Source organism: Micromonospora sp. HM5-17, from assembly GCF_003762835.1.
GTDB lineage: Bacteria > Actinomycetota > Actinomycetes > Mycobacteriales > Micromonosporaceae > Plantactinospora.
Window position 1 is genome coordinate 75,406 of record NZ_RJWA01000003.1, and the last position, 17,815, is coordinate 93,220.

The following is a 17,815-nucleotide window of genomic DNA, read 5'->3' on the forward strand; positions in this document are numbered from 1 at the left end:
GCTCCGTGGGTGTCTATCAACACGGCCGGACGAGCCGTCTCGACCTCGTCGACCCGACGTTGCGGCAGTGGGAGTGCACGGTCCTCGCCTCCGACCCCGAGCAGGGGATCGTGCTGGACCGGTCGGCGTTCTACCCCGGAGGTGGCGGGCAACCGCCGGACCACGGGGTGCTGCTCTGGCAGGGGGTGCAGACCCGGATCGTCGGCACCCGCAAGGGTGACGATCTTTACCTCGTCCCCGCGGAGGGAGACCCACTGCCGCCGGTCGGCGCGACGGTCACCGGCGCTGTCGAGGACGAGCGGCGTACGCTGCTGATGCGGACCCACTCCGGGTTGCACGTGCTCTGCGGCGTGGTGTTCCGCGATTTCGGCGCGCTGGTCACCGGCGGCAACATGGAGCCGGGCGAGGCCCGGATGGACTTCAATCTGCCGGAGGTCCCGCCGGACTTCAAGTCACGGCTGGAGGAGCTGGTCAACGCCGAGATCGCCGCTGACCGGGCGGTGGCGGTTCGGGTGCTGCCCCGGGAGGAGGCGCTGGCCCTGCCGGACATCATCCGGACCCAGTCGAACCTGATTCCGCCAGACGAGCAGGAGATCCGGATCGTCGACATCGTCGGCCTCGACGTCCAGGCCGATGGCGGGACGCACGTCGCCTCGACCGCGCAGATCGGCAAGATCCAGGTGGTCAAGGTGGAGAGCAAGGGGCGGGCCAACCGCCGGGTACGGCTCCGGCTCGTCAGCTGAGCCGACATCCCGATGCCCCGCCATCCCACTACGCTTCCCGGCGTGTATACCCCCACCGTCGGCCACGCCACGGCCGGCCGCGCCGGCCGGTTCGTCTCCGACTTCACCACCGGCGTCGGCCTGTTCTTCCGGGGCCTTGGCAGCTACGTCCGCAATCCCGGCCTGGTGTTGCTCGGCGTCGTGCCCGCGCTGATCTCCGGGACCCTCTACCTCGCCGGGTTCGTCGCGCTGGTCTACTACGCCGCCGACCTCGCCGAGCTGGTCACCCCGTTCGCCGACGACTGGTCGGGCTGGACCCGGACCGGCACCCGGCTGATCGCCGGGCTCGCCATCGTCGGCCTGGGCGGACTGCTCGGGGCGCTGACCTTCACCGCGGTGACCCTGGTCATCGGGGACCCGTTCTACGAGGCGATCTCGCAACGGGTGGAGGCCTGGTACGGCGGAGTCCCGAATGAGGTGGAGGTGCCGTGGTGGCGCTCCCTGCTCCGGAGCATCGTCGACTCGCTCCGGCTGGTTCTCCGGTCGGCGTTGATCGGCATCCCGCTCTTCGTCGCCGGGTTCATTCCGATCGTCGGACAGGTCGTCGTACCGGTGATCGCCGCCCTGATCGGCGGATGGTTCCTCGCCGTCGAGCTGGTGGGGGTGCCGTTCTACCGCCGCGGCATGCGGCTGGACGATCGACGTCGGGTGCTCCGGGAACACCGTCCGCTCGCGCTCGGTTTCGGGGTCGCGGTCTTCGTGTGCTTCCTGATCCCGCTCGGCGCGGTGTTGCTGATGCCGGCCGCGGTGACCGGTGCGGCGCTGCTGTCCCGCCGCATCCTGAACCAGCCGCTCGACCGGGCGGCGCCCACGCCGGCTGGTTCGCCCGCCAAAGGTTCGCCCGCCAGAGGATCGTGAGGGAGTGCTCGTCCCGGGCGGGATGACCGCGCGGCGAATCGACGCCATCGTGCACCCCGCCACCTCGTCGCCGCGTGGTGGCGGGGCGATCCACCGGCGCGGCGGTCCCGCGATCCTCGCCGGGTACCGCGGGCGTGGGCCGGCGGCCGACACCGCGACCGCCGGCGACACCGCGGCTGGCGACACCACGGCCGCCGACACGGTGGTCGGCGCTGTTCGGTCAGCCGACCCGGAGCCCGTCCAGCAGGTCGGCGTCGCCGGCCACGTCCAGGGTGTCGAGGCCCAGCCGGCCCCAGAGGGCCAGCAGGAGGTCGCTGGCCGTGCCCGAGAGGTGGGCGCGGGCGTGGTGATCGTCGGTGTCGAGGATGGTACCGGTGTCCAGGAGCGCGACGCCGGTACCGCGCAGCCGGAGGTACCACTCCTGGCCGGCGTCGGTCGCCACCAGTTGGACCACGCCGTACCAGCCCTGGTCGAGGGCTCGCCGCCCCGCCGGCAGCCAGGTGTCCAGCACCTCGCTGATTCCGTCCGCCGCCAGCTTGGCCTCGATCGGCTCGCCGGTGGCGACCGCCATCTGGGCATCCCAGCGGTGCACCACCGTCTCGTGCGCCATCCGACGGTGCCAGAAGGCGACCTTCTTCGGCTGCGGCGCCCAGTTCCAGGCCGGCGCCTCCGGGTCGAGCCGATCCAGCGCCGCCATGAGCTGGTCGAACTGCTCCCGCCACCACTCGACCGCCGCCGGGCCGGTCGGCAGTCCCTCCGGTACCGTGCGGCGCGGCGGCGCCTCGGTGGTGCCGCGGGTGACGACGCCGTGGACCCACTGGTAGATCGAGCCGAGGTGGTGGACCAGATCAATCATGGTCCATTCCGGACAGGACGGGACCCGGATGTCCAGTGCCGCCTCGGAGATGGCCGCGCCGAAGGACGGCCCCTCGGCGCGGAGCGCCGCGAGCCAGAAGTCCTTGCTGCCGTGCAACCTGCTGCTCATGACGATCCCTCCGTAGGACCGGGCCGCCACCGCCCGGGCCGCCTTCCAGCCTAGGGTGAATGGTGTGCCAGACGTTAATGCCCGATTGACAAGCGCCACGAACTCCGCCGGCCCCGAACGGCTGGCCAGCTATACGACGCTGCGGCTCGGTGGGGCGCCCGGGGAACTGGTCACCGCCACGCAAAATGCCGAAATCGTGCAGAGTATACGTGAAGCGGGCTCACGCCAGGAGCCGATTCTGGTGCTCGCCGGTGGCAGCAACGTGGTGATCGCGGACGAGGGCTTTCCCGGCACCGTCCTGCTGGTCCGGACCCGGGGGTTCCGGGTGGTGGCCGAGGACGACGAGACGGTGACGGTCCGGGTCGCGGCCGGCGAGCCCTGGGACGACCTGGTGGCCGCCACCGTCGAGGCGGGCTGGTCGGGGGTGGAGTGTCTCTCCGGCATCCCCGGTTCGGCCGGGGCCACCCCGATCCAGAACGTCGGGGCGTACGGGCAGGAGGTCGCCGAGACGGTGACCGCGGTCGAGGCGTATGACCGGGTCACCGGCGACGTGGTCTGGATGACGCCGCGGGAGTGCGGCTTCGGCTACCGCGCCAGCGTCTTCAAGCACAACGACCGCTGGGCGGTGCTCAGCGTCGACTTCCGGCTGCTCCGCTCGCCCCTCTCCGCCCCGGTGCGCTACGCCGAACTGGCCCGGACGCTCGGGGTCGAGGTCGGCGACCGGGTGCCGCTGGCCGAGGCCCGGGCGGCGGTTCGGGCGCTGCGGGCCGGGAAGGGAATGGTGCTCGACGCCGCCGATCCGGACACCCGGTCCGTCGGATCGTTCTTCACCAACCCGGTGCTCGACCAGGCCGCGTACCTGGCGCTGCGAGAGCGCGCCGCCGAGCTGGGTGAGCCCCCGTCCTGGCCGGGAACGAACGGCACGGTCAAGGTCAGTGCCGCGTGGCTGATCGACAAGGCCGGATTTCCCAAGGGCTATCGGGGGGCCGGCGGGGTGGCGATCTCCTCCAAGCACACCCTGGCCCTGACCAACCAGGGCGACGGATCGACCACTGCCCTCCTGGCCCTGGCCCGGGAGATCCGCGACGGGGTCCACGCCCGATTCGGGGTCACCCTGCACCCCGAGCCGGTCCTGGTGAACTGCGCGCTCTGAGCGGCTCGGGCCGCCAACCTGTCGGGGTCACCCTTGCGTCGTCGCGGGCGGGGCCACGGCGGACCAGGCGACGGTGACCTCGCCGAGCCGCCACCGGGCCGGCCGGTCCAGTACCGGCCAGCCGGCCGCCCGGACCGCCTCGATCGTGCGGCGCCAGCGCTGCCGGGGCCCGAAGGTGGCGTACGGCGCCGCGGCCCGCCATCCGTCCTCCAGGGCGCTGATCAGTGCGTGTACCCCGGTTCCGGGGACGTTGTGGTGAATCAGCGCCTTCGGCAGGCGTTCGGCGAGCACCGCCGGACTGTCGAGTGTGGAGAGCCGGGCGGCCAGGGTCAGCGAACGTGGGCCCGTGGCGTCGACGAGGACCCAGCCGGCGATCCGGCCCAGCTCGTCGCAGGTTCCCTCGACCAGCACCCCGCCCGGTTGCAGCGCCTCCGTCATCATCCGCCAGGCCGGCGCGACCTCCGGCTCGGCGTACTGGCGCAGCACGTTGAACGCGCGGACCAGCACCGGACGGAGGCCGGCCAGCTCGAACCCGCCCCGCCGGAAGGCGAGTCCCGGCGGGTCGGCGGCCGGCGCCGCGGCGGCGACGCGGACCGGGTCGATCTCCAGCCCGACCACCCGGACGTCGGGCCGGACCGCTGCGGCCAGGCGCGCGCGCAGCTCGACGACGGTGACCGGGCTGGCCCCGTAGCCGAGGTCGACGACCAGCGGGTCGGCCGCGTCGCGGAGCAGGTCTCCGCAGGCCGCGACGATCCAGTTGTCCACCCGGCGCAGCCGGTTGGGATGGGTGGTCCCCCGGGTGACCGCGCCGATCGGCCGGCCGGGCGTCCGAAAGCCGGTGCCGGGCGGGTGGGACGTCCGGGGGTCGGCGCCCGGCGTGGGGTGCCGTGCGGCCGACACTCCGGTCAGCTCCGGGAACCGCCGACCCGGTGCACCTTGTGCTGGGCGGCCTGGGCCAGCGGGCGGACCACCAGCCGGTCGACGTTGACGTGGTGCGGCCGGGTGGCGCACCAGGCGATGCAGTCGGCGATGTCGTCCGCGACCAGCGGCTGGGCCACCCCCGCGTAGACCGCGGCGGCCCGTTCGGCGTCGCCGCCGAATCGGACCAGCCCGAACTCCTCGGTCCGGACCATGCCCGGGTCGATCTCGATCACCCGGATCGGCCGGCCGCAGAGCTCCAGCCGCAGCGTCTCGGCGAGCGCGGTCTGGGCGTGCTTGGCGGCGGTGTAGCCGCCCCCACCCTCGTAGACGACGAGGCCGGCGGTCGAGCTGAGCACGATGACGGTGCCGGCGCCGGAGGCCTCCAGCAGCGGCAGCAGCACCTGGGTGACCCGTAGGGTGCCGAGGACGTTCACGTCGTACATCCACTGCCAGTCGGCGATCGACCCCAGCTCGATCGGGTCCAGGCCGCGGGCACCGCCGGCGTTGTTGACGAGCAGGGTGACCGGCCCGGGAAGCGCGCGTACGGTGGCGGCCAGCGCCGCCACCGACTCGTCGGAGGTGACGTCGCAGACCTGCGCGGTCGCCTGACCGCCGGCGGCCTTGATCTCCTTGACCAGCGCGTCGAGCCGGTCGGCGCGGCGGGCGGCGGCGACGACGTGGAAGCCTTCGGTGGCGAGTCGGCGGGCGGTGGCGGCACCGATCCCGCTGGACGCGCCGGTGACGATCGCGACAGGAGTCATCGGGACATTTTGGCCCAGCCTGGTGCGGGCCATCCCGGCAGGCCGGAATGAGGTCTGTCACCACGCCGGGACGCATGGAGGATTGGGAGCTGCCCGATCGGGAAGATGTCACCCACCCGGGTGGTTCTTGTTGACGGGCCCCGGTCGTGCGGGACGGTGGAACACCGTGACAGAAGGAGCGGACGTGGCGGAAGCGCACACCGGCGTCGCCCGGCAGCGAGGTACCCAACCGTGGCCGACCCCCCGACGGATTGCCACCCTCTCCGTGCACACCTCACCGCTGGATCAACCCGGTACCGGTGACGCGGGTGGGATGAACGTCTACATCGTCGAGGTCTCCCGGCGGCTGGCCGAGGCCGGCGTCGAGGTCGAGATCTTCACCAGGGCCACCGCCAGCGACCTGCCACCGGTGGTCGAGATGGCGCCCGGGGTCCTGGTCCGGCACGTCATCTCCGGCCCCTTCGAGGGCCTGGCCAAGGAGGACCTCCCGAGTCAGCTCTGCGCCTTCACCACGGGTGTGCTCCGGGTCGAGGCGGCCCGGCCCCTCGGCTACTACGACCTGGTCCACTCGCACTACTGGCTCTCCGGTCAGGTCGGTTGGCTGGCCAAGGAGCGCTGGGGGGTGCCGCTGGTGCACACCGCGCACACACTGGCGAAGGTCAAGAACGCCCGGCTCGCCGAGGGGGACCGGCCGGAACCGAGGGCGCGGGTGATCGGCGAGGAGCAGGTGGTCGCGGAGGCGGACCGGCTGGTCGCCAACACCGCCGTCGAGGCCCGGGACCTGATCGACCGGTACGGCGCGGACCCGGGCCGGGTCGAGGTGGTGGAGCCCGGCGTCGACCTGGACCGCTTCACGCCTCCGACCCCGGGGCGGGAGGAGGCGGCCCGGCTCGCGGCCCGCCGCCGGCTGGGCCTGCCCGAGCATGGGGCCGTCGTCGCGTTCGTGGGTCGAATCCAGCCGCTGAAGGCGCCGGACGTGCTGCTGCACGCCCTCGCCGAGCTGCGGGACCGCGATCCCCGGCTCGCCGAGCGCGTCACCGTGGTGATCGCCGGTGGTCCGAGCGGTAGCGGGCTGGATCGGCCGACCGCGCTGATCGACCTCGCCGCGAAGCTCGCCGTGGACGACGCCGTCCGGTTCCTGCCACCGCAGACCGGCGACGACCTGCCCGCCCTCTATCGGGCCGCGGACCTGGTCGCGGTGCCGTCGCACAACGAGTCGTTCGGCCTGGTCGCCCTGGAGGCGCAGGCCTGCGGTACGCCGGTGGTGGCGGCCGCGGTCGGTGGCCTGGTCACCGCCGTCCGGGACGGGGTGAGCGGGGTGCTGGTCGACGGGCACGACCCGGTCGACTGGGCGCGGGTCCTGGGCGGCCTCCTGGCAGCGCCGGGCCGGCGGGCCGAGCTGTCCCGGGGCGCGGTCGCGCACGCCCGAAGCTTCTCCTGGGCCCGTACCGCCAGCCGGCTGCTCGCCGTCTACCGTGGGGCGGTGGCGGAACACCGCAACCAGCTCGCCTCCGAGTTGACGGAGGGGGCACGGGTGGTCCCGCTGGCCTGCTGACCCGGAGGATCGGGCGGCGGTCCGAGGCCACCCGCGAGCCCGGGCGGGTGGGCTTCCGACGAGCGGTCGCGGCCGGCCGGGCACGGGGGGGATCTGTCGGGCGAGCGCGGGTCGCCGGGCGCTCGGGTACGCGGGCTGCGCGCCGGCGGGTCGTCGGCGGCTGCCGGCGCGGACAGCGGACCGGTGCGGGTGCCGCCGGGTTGCGGTGCAGACGAGGCCGAGCCGGACGGAAGGTGGGCGGGATGAGGTCACGGGCGGAGATCGGTCAGCTGATCGAGTCGGTCTGCGCCGACCGGCAGTTGAGCTGCGAGCCGACGGGCGAGTTCTCGTACGCGGTCACGCTGCCCGGCACACACAAGCTCAAGACGATCTGCAACCTGATCGTCGGCGACTACGCGCTGCGGATCGAGGCGTTCGTGATGCGCCAGCCGGACGAGCGGCGTGAGGAGCTCTTCACCTGGCTGCTCCAGCGCAACGCCCGGATGTACGGGGTGGCCTTCTCCGTCGACGCGGTCGGCGACGTGTACCTCACGGGCCGGGTGAGTCTCGCCTCGGTGACCGAGGAGGAGTTGGACCGGCTGCTCGGCGCGGTGCTCAGCTACGCCGACGACTCCTTCGACACGATGCTGGAGATCGGGTTCGGCACGGCGATCCGCCGGGAGTGGGAGTGGCGGGTCAAGCGGGGCGAGTCGTTGGCGAACCTCCAGGCGTTCGCGCACCTTGTCGAGCGATCGGCTCCGGAAAACTCGGATTTGGACCGCCCCTGACGGGTATGCCCCGGCGGTGGCACCGGCGGCCCGTGCTGGTGCCCCCACGGCGGTACGCAGCGATGACCGCGCCGCCTGCCGAGGACAGACTGTCAGAGGGAGCGTGAGGATCTCATGGCCCAGCGGAACAGTTCCGGTCGCGGCGCAACCGCGACCGCGACGAAGCGCCGGCCCAGCAGCGGCACCGACATCAACAAGATCAAGATGATGAAGGTCGAGGACCTTCGCGGTCAGCTCCGCAAACGCGGCATCTCGGGGATCTCGGCCCTGCGCAAGATGGATCTGGTGAACCGCCTGGTCCGTACGTTGCGGGCGGAGAGTCGGGGCGGTGCCGCCGCGAAGAAGGCCGCCGCGAAGGCGCCGGCCAAGAAGGCCCCGGCGAGGAGGACGGCCGCGAAGACGATCGCCGCCGCGCCCGGCAAGCGGGCCGGTGCGCGGAAGACCGTCACCGCCAAGCGCGTCGCCACCGCCCGGAAGGCGCCGGCGAAGAAGGCCCCCGCGAAGCGCGCCCCGGCCAAGAGGGCGGTCGCCAAGCGCGCTCCGGCGAAGAAGACGGTCGCCAAGCGGGCCCCGGCGAAGCGGGGGCCGGCAGGGAAGGCGGCCGCGAAGCCCGCGCCGGCCCGAAAGACCACGGCCGCCGCCCGGCAGTCGGCCGGGGGCCGGAAGGCCACCACGGCGACGGTACGGAAGACGGCCGGTGCCCGGAAGGCCGTTGGGGCCGGGACGAAGGCGCCCGGTACGCGGACGGCGACGACCGCCGCGGTCCGGCAGGCCGCCGCCGGAACCGGGAAGACCACGGCCGCGCCGGCCCGGAAGGCGACGACCGGGGCGCGGAAGCGCACGTCGGCGGCGGGCCAGACCCGTCCGGCGGGCGGCGGCACGTCGAAGACCCTGAAGTACGCCCAACCGATCACCTCGACCCAGGACCAGCCGGAGCGACCGGGTCGGAGCCTGGTGACCCGGGACCACGACGTCATCAGGCGGTGGGCTGAGGCCCGTAACGCCCAGCCGGCGACGATCGAGGGCACCGAGCGCGAGGGCCGGCTCGGCGTCCTGACGTTTGACTTCCCGGGTTGGCGGGAAGGCGGGGGACTGCGGCCGGTCAGCTGGGACGAGTGGTTCGAGACCTTCGACCTACGGCGCCTGAACTTCATCTACCAGGAGCAGTTGTCCGACGGCCGGCAGAGCAACTTCTTCCGTACGGAGTCGCCGGACCGGGAGGAGGGATGACGGGAGTGCCTAGCATCGGGAATACGGACGATGGCGCCCGGTGTTGTCCCGTACGGCGCCGGAAAAACGTCATCGTAACCCGATGTGACCGGCAAGACAGGGGTCTCGGGTTGTGTGGCTGATCTGGCGACAACTACCGTAAGTAGGCGCATCGCGCTCGGAATAGTTCGGGGGATTGCCGGATCGATCAGATTCGCGCACCGAGCGCCGATGCTGGGGACGGGTGGCTTGGGAAAGCCGTTGGGGGACGGCGCGGCCACCTGTTACCGGCGGTGTGTGCGGGCGGCGTTTACGGGGGTGAGCGTCGCCCGCCGCCGCCGGGCCGTCCCGGAAACCCGTTCGATCGCGTCCGGCAGCCGATGGTCCGGCGGTGCCGGTAGGCCCCCGCTCCGAGCCACCGGCCCGGCTCAGGCGTCGACCGTGGCCGGAGTCGAGCGCCCTCCCGCCAGCCCGTCCGTGGGCCGAGACGACCCGGTTGGTTCCGTGGGCCGGGACGACCCGGCCGGCCGAACCGCCTCGGTGGGCCGAGCCGCCGGCACCGGCTGAACTGTCTCATCGTGCTGAACCGCCTCCGTCGGCCGGAGCGATGGCGCCGTGGGCTCGGCGTACGCCTCCTCGATCGCCCGTAGCGCGCGGGCCCGGCGCTCCCGGGCCGGCCCGGAGACCAGGTGGGAGACGGCGGCCATGGTGCCGAACGCCGCGCAGCCGAGCCAGAGCGCCGTGTTGCCGAACCGTTCCCGGACGAATCCGCCGGCCATGGGCGCCACGAAGGCCGCCACCGACCAGGAGAGCGAGAAGAGCCCCTGGTAACGGCCGCGGAGTGCGGACGGCGACAGCTCGGCGATGAGCGTCGAGGTCGACGGCGAGTTCAGCATCTCGCCGAGGGTCCAGATCACCACCGTGAGGGCGTAGAACCAGGCGCCGTCGGCGAAGGCGGTCAGTCCGAAGCCGACACCGGCGAGGAGCGCCGCCAGCGCCAGCACGTGGGAGCGGCGGCGATCCGCGATCAGCCGGGGGACGAAGAGCTGCCCAGCCACGATCATCACGCCGTTGACCGCGATCACGGCGCCGTAGGTGGAGGGCGACAGTCCGTCCTGGCCCATCGCGATCGGCAGCATCGAGGTGTGCTGCATGAAGATCAGCGCGAGCAGGATGTTCAACGCCACGAAGCTGACGTAGACCCGGTCGGTCAGCGCGCTCCAGAGCCCGCCCCGGTGTGGCGCGGCGCGGTCGGGCCGGGTGCCCGGGGCGGAGGCGGCGTGGAGCCGGCGGGTCTCGGGAACCCTCAGGAAGATGATCGCGGCGGTGCCGAGCGTGGTGGCCGCGTCGACGACGAAGAGCAGCAGGTAGTTCGCCTCGGCCGCCAGGCCGGCGAGGATCGCGGCGAGGGCGAAGCCGAGGTTGATCGCCCAGTAGTTGAGGGTGAAGGCGCGCAGCCGGTCCCGGTCCGGCACGACGTCGATCAGCATCGCGCCGAAGGCGGGCCGGGCTCCCTCGGTGAAGACGCCGAGCAGCAGAGCCCCGAGCGCCACCACCCACAGCGGCCGGGCGAACCCGAGCGCCAGCATCATGCTGGCGGCGCCGACGTGGGCGGTGAGCAGGGTCGGCCGCCGCCCCCACCGGTCGGCGAGGACGCCCCCGGTCAGCGTGCCGACCGCGCCGCCGGCGCCCCAGAGGCCGAGCACCACCCCGGCCTCGAACTCGGAGAAGCCGCGGACCTCGGTCAGGTAGATGGCCAGGAAGATGATGACGAAGGAGCCGAGCCGGTTGATCAGGGTGCCGGTCCAGAGGTACCAGAACGTTCGCGGTAGCCCGCCCACCGTCTCCTGGAACCAGTTCCGGACCGTCCGCACCATGCCCCCCGTACGGTAATGACCGATAGCTGTCAAGCGCCTTACGACGCTAGTCGTGGCCCACCAGCCAGGTCATCCGTATTTCCACGTGTCGGTCCTCACGCTGGGTCGCCGCGTGCCACCGTTGCTGGTCCGGCAGGATGAGCCCCATGACTGCGAGTACGAGGACCGAACCGGACAGTGCCCCGGTGGCGGGCGAGGGCGCCGCGGTGGGCACGTTGGTGCTGCTCCGGCACGGCGAAAGCGACTGGAACGCCAAGAACCTCTTCACCGGCTGGGTCGACGTGGACCTCACGGCCAAGGGCGAGGCGGAGGCAAGGCACGGCGGCGAACTGCTGCGCCGACACAACCTCCTGCCCGACGTGGTGCACACCAGCGTGCTGCGCCGCGCCATCCGCACCGCCGAACTGGCGCTGCACGCCGCCGACCGGCACTGGATCGCGGTACGCCGCTCCTGGCGGCTCAACGAGCGGCACTACGGCGCGCTCCAGGGCAAGAACAAGAAGCAGACCCTCGAGGAGTACGGCGAGGAGCAGTTCATGCTCTGGCGCCGGTCGTACGACACGCCGCCGCCGCCGATCGCCGATGACGACGAGTGGTCCCAGGTCGGTGACCCGCGCTACGCCCTGCTTCCCCCGGAGCTGATGCCCCGGACGGAGTGCCTGAAGGACGTCGTGGACCGGCTGCTGCCGTACTGGTACGACTCCATCGTGCCGGACATCCTCGCCGGCCGGACCGTGCTGGTCGCCGCGCACGGCAACTCGCTGCGGGCGCTGGTCAAGCACCTGGACAACATCTCCGACGAGGCGATCGCGAAGCTGAACATCCCCACCGGGATCCCGCTGCGCTACGACCTTGACCGGTCGCTGCGCCCGCTGACCGTCGGGGGCGCCTACCTCGACCCGGAGGCGGCCAGGGAGGCCGCCGCCGCCGTCGCCAACCAGGGCCGCTGACCTGTAAGGAAGGGCCCCTTGTTATCGGATTCTGTATAACAAGGGGCCCTTCCTAACACATCAGGCGGGTTCGCCGGTAACCAGGTAGACGACCCGCCGACCGGCGTTCACCGCGTGGTCGGCGTACCGCTCGTAGAAGCGGCCGAGCAGGGTGGCGTCGATCGCGGTCTCCACCCCGTACGGCCACTCGTCGTCGAGCAGGATCGCGAAGAGCCGTCGGTGTAGGTCGTCCATGGCGTCGTCGTCCTGCTCCAGCTCGGCGGCGAGGGTGGCGTCGGGCTTCGACAGCACGCCCGCGATCTTGGCGGCCATCCGGTCGGCGACGGCCGCCATCTCGGTGAAGACCCCGCGTAGCTCGGCTGGCACGGCCGGCGACGGATGGCGACGTACCGCCGTCTTGGCGACGTGGTCGGCGAGGTCGCCCATCCGCTCCAGGTCGGCGGCGACGTGCAGCGCGGTGATCAGGATCCGTAGGTCGGTGGCGACCGGGGCCTGCCGGGCCAGCAGGTCACCGACCCGCTCCTCCACCTGCCGGAAGATCGAGTCAACCTCCGCGTCTCGGGCGATCACACCCTCGGCGGCCCTTCGGTCGGCGGTGAGCAGCGCCTTCGTGGCCTGCCGCATCGCCACCTGCACCGCTTCGGCCATGTCGACCAGGAGCTGACTCACGATGTTCAGGTCGATCCGAAATTCCTCGCGCATGATCACGTCCCACTGGGTCAGTTCGTCGCGCCGGCGACCGGCGGACGACCGGCCGGTCCGGCGGCGGATCGGTCCGGCGTGCGCACGGCTGATGGGGGTCCCGCCCACGGTAGGGCGGCGCGGCGGCCCGGGGGTGAACGTTGGTGAACGGCACTCGGACGGAGGGTGAACATTCCCTGATGGCCGCGTGATTCGCCCGATTTTGCCTGGTCGATAGGTTAACGATGACCCTACGATCGCCGCGTGGACTGGGGGGTGGTAGCAGGCGTTGTCGGCGGGCTCGGCCTCGGCCTGTCCCTCGGCCCGTTCCGGCACCGGCTCGACCCGAGGTCGCGGCGCCGCGCCGTCGGAGCGCCGTCTGGCCGTCCCGGCGACGTCACCTTCGGGACGGGCGGTGCGACAGGCACCACACGTCACAGGAGGCCGGCGATAGGCACCGAGGAGCAGGCGGGCGGGCTGCCCGGTCTTGGCCGTAGGAGCCTTGATGCGCTCCGGGTCGGGGTCGTTGTCCTGGATGCCCAGGATGTCCCCGTCCTGGTCAACCCGGCTGCCCGGGCGATGGGGCTGCTCCGGGTCGGCACCACCCCGGGTACGGTCGCCGCACACCCGATCATTCGAACCCTCGCCGGCCAGGTCCGACGTACGGGCGTCCGGCGGGAGGTGGAACTGGATCTGCCGCGGGGCCGCGACGGCGGCATGCAGGATCCGCTCGGCGTCCACCTGCGGGCGATGGGGATCGGCTCCGGCTACGTCGCCGTCGAGGCCGCCGACGTCACCGAGTCGCACCGGGTCGCCCGGGTCCGTCGGGACTTCGTCGCCAACGTCAGCCACGAGCTGAAGACCCCGATCGGCGCGCTCCAGCTCCTCGCCGAGGCGCTGCTGGACGCCACCGACCGGACCATCGGTGGCGGTACCGTCGACCCGTCCGAGGAGTGGGCGGCGGCGCGCCGGTTCGCCGAACGGATCCATCACGAGTCGACCCGGCTCGGTAAGCTCGTGAACGAGCTGCTGGAACTCACCCGGCTCCAGGGGGCCGAGCCATTGCCCGACCCCGACCCCGTCGCGGTGGACTGGGTCATCGCCGAGGTCCTCGACCGGACCCGGACCGCCGCCACCGCCCGGGGGATCAGCATCGTCGTCGAGGGCGACCGCGAGCTGACCGTCTACGGCAGTGACAGTCAGATCGCCACCGCGGTCAGCAACCTGGTCGAGAACGCGATCGCCTACTCCGGGGAGGGGACGACGGTCACCCTGGCCGTCCGGCGTGACGGCGACCACATCGAGATCGCCGTCACCGACCAGGGCATCGGGATCGCGCCGGACGACGTCAACCGGATCTTCGAGCGCTTCTACCGGACCGACCAGGCCCGGTCGCGGCAGACCGGCGGCACCGGGCTTGGGCTGGCGATCGTCAAACACATCGCCACCAACCATGGCGGTCGGGTCGAGGTCTCCAGCACTCTTGGTGGTGGGTCGACGTTCACCCTGCGGCTGCCCGCACGTCCCCCGGACGCCTTCCTGCCGTCAGCCCCGTCAGTTGAGATCGAGACCGATCCGGTCGGCTAGCCCCCGTACGGATCGACAGAGAGAGGACAGTCCGTGGCCCGTGTACTCGTGGTCGAGGATGAGGAGTCGTTTTCCGACGCCCTCTCCTACATGCTGCGCAAGGAGGGATTCGAGGTCTCGGCCGCGGCGACCGGCACCGACGCGTTGACCGAGTTCGACCGGACCGGCGCCGACATCGTACTGCTCGACCTGATGCTGCCTGAGATGTCGGGTACCGAGGTCTGCCGCCAGCTTCGCCAGCGGTCCCAGGTCCCGATCATCATGGTCACCGCCCGGGACAGCGAGATCGACAAGGTGGTCGGGCTGGAGATCGGCGCCGACGACTACGTCACCAAGCCCTACTCGCCCCGGGAGCTGGTCGCCCGGGTCCGGGCCGTCCTGCGGCGACGCGGCAACGAGACCGCCGAGGCGAACACGCCGACGCTGGCCGCCGGTCCGGTCCGGATGGACGTCGAGCGGCACGTGGTGACCGTCGACGGCAACCCGGTGCAGCTGCCGCTGAAGGAGTTCGAGCTGCTGGAGCTGCTGCTCCGCAACGCCGGTCGGGTCCTCACCCGGGGCCAGTTGATCGACCGGGTCTGGGGCGCCGACTACGTCGGCGACACCAAGACCCTCGACGTGCACGTCAAGCGGCTGCGCTCGAAGGTGGAGCCGGAGCCGTCGCAGCCACGGTACATCGTCACCGTCCGCGGCCTGGGCTACAAGTTCGAGCCGTAGCCCGGGCAGACCGGCCTGTCGTGCCCGCAGCCTGCCCGCGTCCCGGCGGGCGTGGATCGTCCGTTCGCGCCGCGTCCGGGTCAGGGCGCCGGCTCGGCGGTGCGCTGGGTCGGACGTCGGCGGCCCGTGACCGCCGCCGACCGACCGTTGCCGGTCGCGGCCCCCGATGTTCCCGGTGTGCCATTGCCGGTGGCGGCCCGTGGGCCCGCCGTCTTTGGATCGCCCTTCTGCCGGTGTACCACGACCGGGTCGGCCTCGGCGGTCGCCGGATGCGGCGCGACCAGCCCGCGCCGGGCCCGCTCGCCACAGAGTTCGGCCAGTTTGGCGTACGCCGGCTTGCCGATCAGCGCGGTCAGCTCAGGCTCGTACGAGACGTACATCGGCTCGGTCCCGACGTGCGCCTCCGGCGAGGAGGTGCACCACCAGTCGAGGTCGTGCCCGCCGGCGCCCCAGCCCCGCCGGTCGAACTCGCCGAGCGTGGAGACCAGCACCTTCGTCCCGTCGGGGCGCTTCACCCAGTCCTGGTCGCGCCGGATCGGGAGCTGCCAGCAGACGTCCGGCTTGTACTCCAGCGGGTGTACGCCGTCCCGCAGCGCCTGGGCGTGCAGGGCGCAGCCGCCGCCGCCCGGGAAGTCGGCGTCGTTGAGGAAGACACAGGGGCCGTCCTCGCCCCGGGTCGCCGTACGCCGGGCCGGCGACTCCCCGTCGACCGAGTCCAGCTCGGTGTAGTTCTTGAAGCCTCGCCGGTAGTGCTGCCAGGTCCGCGGGGTGAGCCGCCGTACCGCCGCCCGGACCCGCTTCTCGTCGTCGGCGTCCGTGAAGAACGCGCCGTGTGAGCAGCAGCCGTCGGCGGAGCGACCGGCGATGATGCCGTGGCAGGTCTTGCCGAAGACACAGGCCCAGCGGGACAGGAGCCAGGTCAGGTCGGCCCGGATCAGGTGTTCGGGGTCGGCCGGGTCGGGGAACTCGATCCACTCCCGAGGAAAGTCGAGCGGGACCTCCCGGCTGCGTGGGTCGGCGGGGTCGTCCACGAGGATCCTGAGCTGGTTACGCGGTGCCACCTGGTCAGCGTACGCCCGTAACCCCGCTCTGACCTGCGTCTAGGGTCTTGTCATGCGACTCGGCGTACTCGACGTCGGCTCCACCACCGTGCATCTGTTGGTGGTGGACGCCCATCACGGGGCACACCCCTGGCCGGCCCACTCCGAGAAGGCGGTGCTGCGGCTCGCCGAGCAGATCGGCCCCGACGGGGCGCTGACCAGGGCCGGCGCGGACGCGCTGGTCGCCGCGGTGGCCGAGGCGCAGCGGTCCGCGGACCGGCTGCGCGTCGACGACCTCCTGGCCTTCGCCACCTCCGCGGTCCGGGACGCCACCAACGCGCGGGAGGTGTTGGCCCGGGTCCGGGCCGAGACCGGGGTGCGCCTGCAGGTGCTCTCCGGCACCGACGAGGCCCGGATGACCTTCCTCGCCGTACGCCGGTGGTTCGGCTGGTCGGCGGGTCGGCTGCTGGTGTTGGACATCGGCGGCGGCTCACTGGAGATGGCGGTGGGGATCGACGAGGAGCCGGAGTTCGCCCGCTCGCTCCCGCTCGGCGCGGGCCGGTTGACCCGTACGTGGCTGGAGCTCGGGCCCGACAGCGACGCCGCGCCCGACCCGGCCGCGGTCGTCCGGCTGGAGCGGCACGTCGAGAGCGTCCTCCGCCCGGTCGTCGACGACATGGCCGAAATCGAGTGGGACCGGGTCGTCGCCACCAGCAAGACGTTCCGGATCCTGGCCCGGCTGGCCGGGGCCCCGCCGGCGTCGGCCGGGCTCTGGGCCCGGCGCGGCCTCTCCCAGACCGGGCTGCGCCAGGTGGTCGGCTTCATCCGGCACATCCCGCCGGCCAAGCTCGCCGAGCTGGAGGGGGTCAGCGCCCGCCGGGCCCACCAGGTGTTGGCCGGGGCGGTGGTGGCGGAGGCGGTGATGCGCCGACTCGAGGTGGAGACCCTCGACATCTGCCCGTGGGCGCTGCGTGAGGGGGTCATCCTGCGCCGGCTCGACCAGCTGGAGCCGCCCCGCCGCCCGCGGTGGCGTAGCCTCCGTCGACCTCCCCGACACCCCTTGTGAGCTGGGTGTTCCCGGCTCCACTGGGCGATCTGCGGCGGCTCGTCCCGAGTGGTACGGGACCGGGCGGGCTACCCTGAAGGACGTGACCACCCGCGTACTGCTGTCCAGCTCCTCGGTGTTTCCCGAGCCGACGGCGGCCGCCTTCGAGCTGGCGGCGGCCCTGGGCTACGACGGGGTCGAGGTGATGGTCTGGACCGACGCGGTCAGTCAGGACGCCGGGGCGCTGCGCGGGCTCGCGAAGCACTACGGCGTCCCGGTGCTCTCGGTGCACTCGCCCTGCCTGCTGGTCACCCAGCGGGTGTGGAGTCCCGACCCGTGGGAGCGGCTGCGTCGTTCGGCGGTGCTGGCCGAGGCGCTGGAGGCGCCGACCGTGGTGGTGCACCCGCCGTTCACCTGGCAGCGGGACTACGCCCGGTCGTTCGGTGAGGGCCTCGGCAAGCTCGGCGCCGACCATCCCGGGATCCGGTTCGCGGTGGAGAACATGTACCCGGTGCGGATGGCCGGCCGACGGTTCGTGCCGTACCAGCCGAGCTGGGACCCGACCGACACCGGCTACGACGCCTACACCCTGGACGTGTCGCACTGCGCCGCCGCCCAGACCGACGCGCTGGTGATGGCCGACCGGATGGGGAGCGGGCTCGCCCACGTCCACCTGGGGGACGGCACCGGCGAGGGGCGGGACGAGCACCTGGTGCCGGGCCGGGGCACCCAGCCCTGCGCGGAGCTGCTCGGCTCGCTCGCCGGGCGGGGCTTCACCGGTTCCGTCGCACTGGAGGTCTCCACCCGGCGGGCCCGCAGCCGGGCCGACCGCGAGAACGACCTGCGGACGGCGCTGGCCTACACCCGCCGACACCTGAGCACGTCGGTCGACGTTCCCACGCCCTGAGCCGTACCCACCCCGGGGCG

Annotated in this window: 16 protein-coding genes and 1 pseudogene; 11 read left to right on the forward strand and 6 right to left on the reverse strand. The window is 72.5% G+C overall.

Translation table 11 applies throughout. The features are described from left to right. The first annotated feature begins 5 nt into the window (after window positions 1-5). Both EF879_RS09755 and EF879_RS09760 read left to right on the forward strand, forming a co-directional pair. A complete protein-coding gene (locus EF879_RS09755; RefSeq protein ID WP_123557110.1) occupies window positions 6-743 on the forward strand; it encodes an alanyl-tRNA editing protein in 738 nt (245 codons plus the stop codon). 42 nt (window positions 744-785) lie between these two features. Beyond that, window positions 786-1,640, forward strand: coding sequence for an EI24 domain-containing protein (locus EF879_RS09760; RefSeq protein WP_233604358.1), 855 nt, complete (start codon window positions 786-788; stop codon window positions 1,638-1,640). A gap of 220 nt (window positions 1,641-1,860) precedes the next feature. Here the strand turns inward: EF879_RS09760 and EF879_RS09770 are convergent, their stop codons facing one another. Continuing rightward, window positions 1,861-2,625, reverse strand: coding sequence for a maleylpyruvate isomerase N-terminal domain-containing protein (locus EF879_RS09770; RefSeq protein WP_123557114.1), 765 nt, complete (start codon window positions 2,623-2,625; stop codon window positions 1,861-1,863). Between the two features lie 64 nt (window positions 2,626-2,689). Here EF879_RS09770 and EF879_RS09775 point away from each other — a divergent pair, with 64 nt between their 5' ends. Next, window positions 2,690-3,778, forward strand: a complete 1,089-nt coding sequence (locus tag EF879_RS09775; RefSeq protein ID WP_123557116.1) for a UDP-N-acetylmuramate dehydrogenase — start codon at window positions 2,690-2,692, stop codon at window positions 3,776-3,778. A gap of 27 nt (window positions 3,779-3,805) precedes the next feature. Here EF879_RS09775 and EF879_RS09780 read toward each other — a convergent pair whose 3' ends face one another. Further along, window positions 3,806-4,591: a class I SAM-dependent methyltransferase gene (locus EF879_RS09780; RefSeq protein WP_123558300.1), complete on the reverse strand. Its 786-nt coding sequence runs from the start codon at window positions 4,589-4,591 to the stop codon at window positions 3,806-3,808. Window positions 4,592-4,683: 92 nt separating this feature from the next. Further along, window positions 4,684-5,460, reverse strand: coding sequence for an SDR family oxidoreductase (locus tag EF879_RS09785; protein WP_123557117.1), 777 nt, complete (start codon window positions 5,458-5,460; stop codon window positions 4,684-4,686). A 184-nt stretch (window positions 5,461-5,644) separates the two neighbouring features. On the opposite strand from EF879_RS09785, the gene mshA reads away from it, so the two are divergent. The 3 genes from mshA (at window position 5,645) to EF879_RS09800 (ending at window position 9,012) form a co-directional block, all read left to right on the forward strand. Next, entirely contained in the window at window positions 5,645-7,015 is a 1,371-nt protein-coding gene (gene mshA / locus EF879_RS09790; protein WP_123557119.1) for a D-inositol-3-phosphate glycosyltransferase, read from the forward strand. 242 nt (window positions 7,016-7,257) lie between these two features. Continuing rightward, window positions 7,258-7,782 carry a YbjN domain-containing protein gene (locus EF879_RS09795; RefSeq protein ID WP_123557121.1) on the forward strand — a complete coding sequence of 175 codons (525 nt, stop codon included), beginning with the start codon at window positions 7,258-7,260 and terminating at the stop codon, window positions 7,780-7,782. A gap of 114 nt (window positions 7,783-7,896) precedes the next feature. After that, complete coding sequence (locus tag EF879_RS09800; protein ID WP_123557123.1) at window positions 7,897-9,012, forward strand: hypothetical protein; 1,116 nt, start codon at window positions 7,897-7,899, stop codon at window positions 9,010-9,012. A gap of 407 nt (window positions 9,013-9,419) precedes the next feature. On the opposite strand, the gene EF879_RS09805 is transcribed toward EF879_RS09800, so the two are convergent. After that, a complete protein-coding gene (locus tag EF879_RS09805; protein ID WP_123558302.1) occupies window positions 9,420-10,865 on the reverse strand; it encodes an MFS transporter in 1,446 nt (481 codons plus the stop codon). Window positions 10,866-11,014: 149 nt separating this feature from the next. On the opposite strand from EF879_RS09805, the gene EF879_RS09810 reads away from it, so the two are divergent. Then, entirely contained in the window at window positions 11,015-11,818 is an 804-nt protein-coding gene (locus EF879_RS09810) for a phosphoglyceromutase (protein WP_123557125.1), read from the forward strand. Between the two features lie 60 nt (window positions 11,819-11,878). Here the strand turns inward: EF879_RS09810 and phoU are convergent, their stop codons facing one another. Beyond that, entirely contained in the window at window positions 11,879-12,520 is a 642-nt protein-coding gene (gene phoU / locus EF879_RS09815) for a phosphate signaling complex protein PhoU (protein WP_123558304.1), read from the reverse strand. A gap of 243 nt (window positions 12,521-12,763) precedes the next feature. Here phoU and EF879_RS09820 point away from each other — a divergent pair, with 243 nt between their 5' ends. Together EF879_RS09820 and EF879_RS09825 are read left to right on the forward strand one after the other, a co-directional pair. Then, window positions 12,764-14,086 carry a cell wall metabolism sensor histidine kinase WalK gene (locus tag EF879_RS09820; protein WP_123557127.1) on the forward strand — a complete coding sequence of 441 codons (1,323 nt, stop codon included), beginning with the start codon at window positions 12,764-12,766 and terminating at the stop codon, window positions 14,084-14,086. A gap of 33 nt (window positions 14,087-14,119) precedes the next feature. Further along, entirely contained in the window at window positions 14,120-14,803 is a 684-nt protein-coding gene (locus EF879_RS09825; RefSeq protein ID WP_123557129.1) for a response regulator transcription factor, read from the forward strand. 254 nt (window positions 14,804-15,057) lie between these two features. Here the strand turns inward: EF879_RS09825 and EF879_RS09830 are convergent. Next, window positions 15,058-15,840: pseudogene (locus EF879_RS09830) on the reverse strand (hypothetical protein); the annotation flags it as partial. Window positions 15,841-15,916: 76 nt separating this feature from the next. Between EF879_RS09830 and EF879_RS09835 the strand changes: the two are divergent. Further along, window positions 15,917-16,909 carry a Ppx/GppA phosphatase family protein gene (locus EF879_RS09835; RefSeq protein ID WP_123557130.1) on the forward strand — a complete coding sequence of 331 codons (993 nt, stop codon included), beginning with the start codon at window positions 15,917-15,919 and terminating at the stop codon, window positions 16,907-16,909. A gap of 82 nt (window positions 16,910-16,991) precedes the next feature. Continuing rightward, on the forward strand, window positions 16,992-17,795 hold the full coding sequence (locus EF879_RS09840) for a sugar phosphate isomerase/epimerase (protein ID WP_123557132.1): 804 nt from the start codon (window positions 16,992-16,994) through the stop codon (window positions 17,793-17,795). The last annotated feature ends 20 nt before the right edge of the window (window positions 17,796-17,815 follow it).